Source organism: Meiothermus sp. CFH 77666 (assembly GCF_017497985.1).
Classification (GTDB): Bacteria; Deinococcota; Deinococci; order Deinococcales; family Thermaceae; genus Meiothermus.
In genome coordinates this window covers 1-1,565 of sequence record NZ_JAGDFV010000062.1, presented here as the reverse complement: position 1 = coordinate 1,565, position 1,565 = coordinate 1, and the positions used below count along the sequence as shown (strand labels likewise).

Below are 1,565 nucleotides of genomic sequence, written 5' to 3'. Positions count from 1 at the left end.
GCTCATAGGGCAGGAAGGCCAGGAGGAACCCCCCCGTTTTGGTGTCCAGCAGTTTACGGATGCCTTCCAGCCCGAGGGTGTGCTTTTCCAGGATGATGTCATCCAGGATCAAATAACCGCCCTCCAGCTTCAACTTGTGCACCAAGTCCCTGTACAACGAACCCACGTCACTGCTTTTGAGGGTTCGTTGGAACCAATCGTGGGAGATTGATTCGGCATGAAAGCCATCAGCCAGACCGCTACAGCTCTGGTTATGGATGGACACCAGCATCGCTTCCAGGTACGTCGCCAACGGGGTTATACGCATCTTGGGGTCTCCTGTGCTGTCAGAAGACCCCTATTCTATCGCCTTTTTTTCTGGGTTGCGTAACTTGAGTAATGATTACTGCTCTAACGGCCTGCGCTTCACCTGCGCCGCGAAGCGCAGCGGAGCGGCGTCAGGTGGAAGCGCTTGTTAGGCGGGCATTTTCATAGTGTGCCTATGTCCATCTGAATAGAATGTGTGTATGCTTGTACTAGAGGAGCAGTCACTTGAATCACTTGTTGAGGCGGTCTTTGTACAAGCTCTCGAATGACAACAAACTCAGCGTCTATGGGAAGAAGTTCTGATCTTATTTCATGTACAAGCCCATAATCCTTTGCTTGATTAGGATTTAGGGTGGTGCGGTTATTCATGTCTTCTTCTATTTTGTGAAGAGGTTTACCTGTAGTGTCAGCGATTACTCGCGCTATGTTCTCTTGGTCAATTCTCAGACTTTTTAGGTGTTCTTCTATTTGTTTATCATCGAACGATGCATTGCCTGCAATGTTGAATCGAACGCCGTGTATCAGAAATCTTGCATGGGGAACAGAAAATCGCCTACTACCTGCGCAAAAGATGACTATACCGATGGAATCCACAGTGCCGAAATTATAGGTAAGAACTTCTGTCGGGACGCCCTTGAGAAAATTATAGATTGATAGCCCGTGGAAGACCGAGCCACCAGGCGATGACAATAGTAGATGTATCCTTTCGTATTTGTTCCGAATCGCGTTATCAACGTGTTGGAAGAGTTGGTCCGTCGTTTCGGGAACAACAGGTGCCATAAACCGAATGTAGATTTCTCTTCCCATTTGCGTCTCCTTATTTTCAACAGGGGCAAAATGCATATGCCCGCCTAACTAGTGATTAAATGTCACTCTGTCTTATAACACCCTATTAATCACTGGTGCTAGTTGAAAAGTAGCGGGAGAAAGGAATAGGGTCTGGTGTATGCGGCCAGACCCGAGATGCATTCTATCGCTGGAAGACGTTGCTTTGGTGATGTACGTTGGGGTAGACGATGCCCTGCGTTCGAAGGCTGAACAGCATGAACATCAACAAGCCAAGCTCAGCCTTAGTGAGTTGGTCACCATCGGGCTGATGTTCAGCCTCAAAGGCGGCTCATTCCGCCGGTTCTACCTGTGGCTGGTCGCCAACCTGGGTGACTGCTTCCCCCATCTACCTGAACGCACCCGTTTGCAGCGACGACTACTCCAGTACCAAGCTTTGGTCGTACATTTTCTGGCCGAACCCAGCTTGTTCT

General features: G+C 49.1%; 1 protein-coding gene and 2 pseudogenes. 1 reads left to right on the top strand and 2 read right to left on the bottom strand.

Going from position 1 to position 1,565, the window contains the following annotated elements:
* Positions 1-307: pseudogene (locus J3L12_RS16550) on the bottom strand (hypothetical protein); the annotation flags it as partial.
* 161 nt (positions 308-468) lie between these two features.
* The gene (locus J3L12_RS16545; RefSeq protein WP_208016147.1) at positions 469-1,149 is read right to left on the bottom strand and encodes an ATP-dependent Clp protease proteolytic subunit; all 681 of its coding nucleotides are present in this window, start codon (positions 1,147-1,149) and stop codon (positions 469-471) included.
* A 103-nt stretch (positions 1,150-1,252) separates the two neighbouring features.
* Between J3L12_RS16545 and J3L12_RS16540 the strand changes: the two are divergent.
* Positions 1,253-1,565: pseudogene (locus J3L12_RS16540) on the top strand (hypothetical protein); the annotation flags it as partial.